A 1,890-nucleotide genomic window follows, 5' to 3' on the forward strand; every position below is an offset into this window, starting at 1 on the left:
AATCGAGTAGGAGGGGGTGACTAACCCCCGACCTCTCACACCACCGTACGTACCGTTCGGTATACGGCGGTTCATTTAAGTTTGACGTAGAAATTCATATCTTTGATATAGACTTTTGAGCCCTCGATTACTCCAATAAGAGTTATCGAGGGTTTTGTGTAGGATTGGACTAGAGGCTATTCTCCAATATTTCCTTCTGGAGTTTCCCCATTCGTATGCCTTCTGGTCAGGGACCCCTAAACCTTTGAGTTTTCTCACCCTTGTCCTTGGATTTTTCCATTGTTTCCATTCAATCATACGAAGTCTTCTTCTAATCCACTCATCAAATTCTTTAAATTTACTTGGTGTGTCAGCCAATGCAAAATATCCACACCATCCCGTCAGATATTGATTTAGTTTCTCAATTCTAACTTCCATAGGAATTGGTTTGGAACGGGAGGTTAACTCCCGTATTTTTGCTTTAAGCCTTTTAATACTTTCGTTGGCTATACGAACCTTCGGTTTCTTATTAAGCGTAAAGCTAAAGCCAAGGAACTTTCGTTTCCACGGGCGATCAACTGCTGATTTCCCTCGATTTACTTTGAGTTTTAATTTCTGCTCTATGAAACCTGTAATCGAGTTCATCACTCGTTCTCCAGCTTTCTTCGATTTCATGTAAATATTACAGTCATCGGCGTAGCGGACAAACTTGTGACCTCTTCTTTCCAACTCTTTATCAAGTTTATCCAAAAGGATATTCGAAAGAAGAGGGCTCAGGGGACCTCCTTGTGGTGTTCCTTCTTCTGCATCATAGACTACACCATTAATCATGATTCCTGCCTGGAGATATTTACGTATTAGTTTCAAGACCAATCGGTCTTGTATTCTACTTGCTAATATCCCCATTAGCTTATCATGATTTACTTTGTCAAAGAATTTCTCCAAGTCCATGTCAATTACCCATCTATAGCCTTCACTTATATATTCCCTTGCCTTGCGAACCGCATCATGACCTCTTCTATTCGGTCTAAATCCATAGCTGTGTTCTGAGAAACTTGGGTCAAAAAGTGGGGTTAGAACTTGAGCGATTGCTTGTTGGATGAATCGGTCTGTCACGGTAGGTATTCCTAGTAACCTTACTCCACCGTCGGGTTTCGGGATTTCGATTCGACGGACTGGGTTGGGCTGATAGGTGCCTTTCCTTAAAGAATCGCATAAGGTATCCCAGTTATCATAGAGATGTCTTCGTAGGGATTTTACGGACATTCCATCTATGCCGTGACTCCCTTTGTTCTTCTCCACACGTTTAAGTGCTGCTATTAAGTTTTCCCGTGACAGAATCAGATCCATTAACATGTGATATTTCCTTTCGACGTGAACGTAGAAATCTAATTATGTTATTCCTGCTCCACCCTCCTGAAGTCCCCTTGTGGAATTCACCACTTCCTCCTTCAGGTAAGTCCTTTTGGATTGTCTGCTTCTACACAGGAATTGTATGCCTAGTTCTCGTTCTTCCTAAATGTTCAGCCCTTCCCTTACCATCTCGAGTAGGTAAGGTACTATGACCTCTGCTGACTTCTGGTTGTTCAGCTATCTATTGCTAGATAGGTTACCAAGTGTACTTGGCGTACCAACCAGATCTCCCCGGGTAAGAGTACAGTCTTTCCCTCCATCTATCTGCTCCATTTACTCTGTACCACCTTTGGCAGTAAGGACTTTGTTTTGATCTGCAAACTCGTCCAATGGTACCTAGCCTTATATGAAGTTCGTGTTCCTCAGACCGGAGGTTTGCCGCTCGCTTCCTTTAGATTCCGTGTCGCCACGGACACCCTTGCGTTAAGCTAACCATTACTACTGCCTTCATGGCTCGGGACTTGCACCCTATAGACTGCACCCATGCCGGGCGCACAG

1 protein-coding gene is annotated in these 1,890 nt (G+C 43.4%); it reads right to left on the bottom strand.

All coding sequences use genetic code 11. The features are described 5' to 3' along the window. Nucleotides 1-75: 75 nt before the first annotated feature. A complete protein-coding gene (gene ltrA / locus AC3WTL_RS25610) occupies nucleotides 76-1,335 on the bottom strand; it encodes a group II intron reverse transcriptase/maturase (protein ID WP_009336802.1) in 1,260 nt (419 codons plus the stop codon). Nucleotides 1,336-1,890: the final 555 nt, after the last annotated feature.

This window comes from Cytobacillus sp. EB106-05-05-XG126, from assembly GCF_058791715.1.

What these genes read in the sequence shown, in the direction of transcription:
- ltrA (WP_009336802.1), bottom strand. Translation starts at nt 1,335, where the DNA reads ATGTTAATGGATCTGATTCTGTCACGGGAAAACTTAATAGCAGCACTT.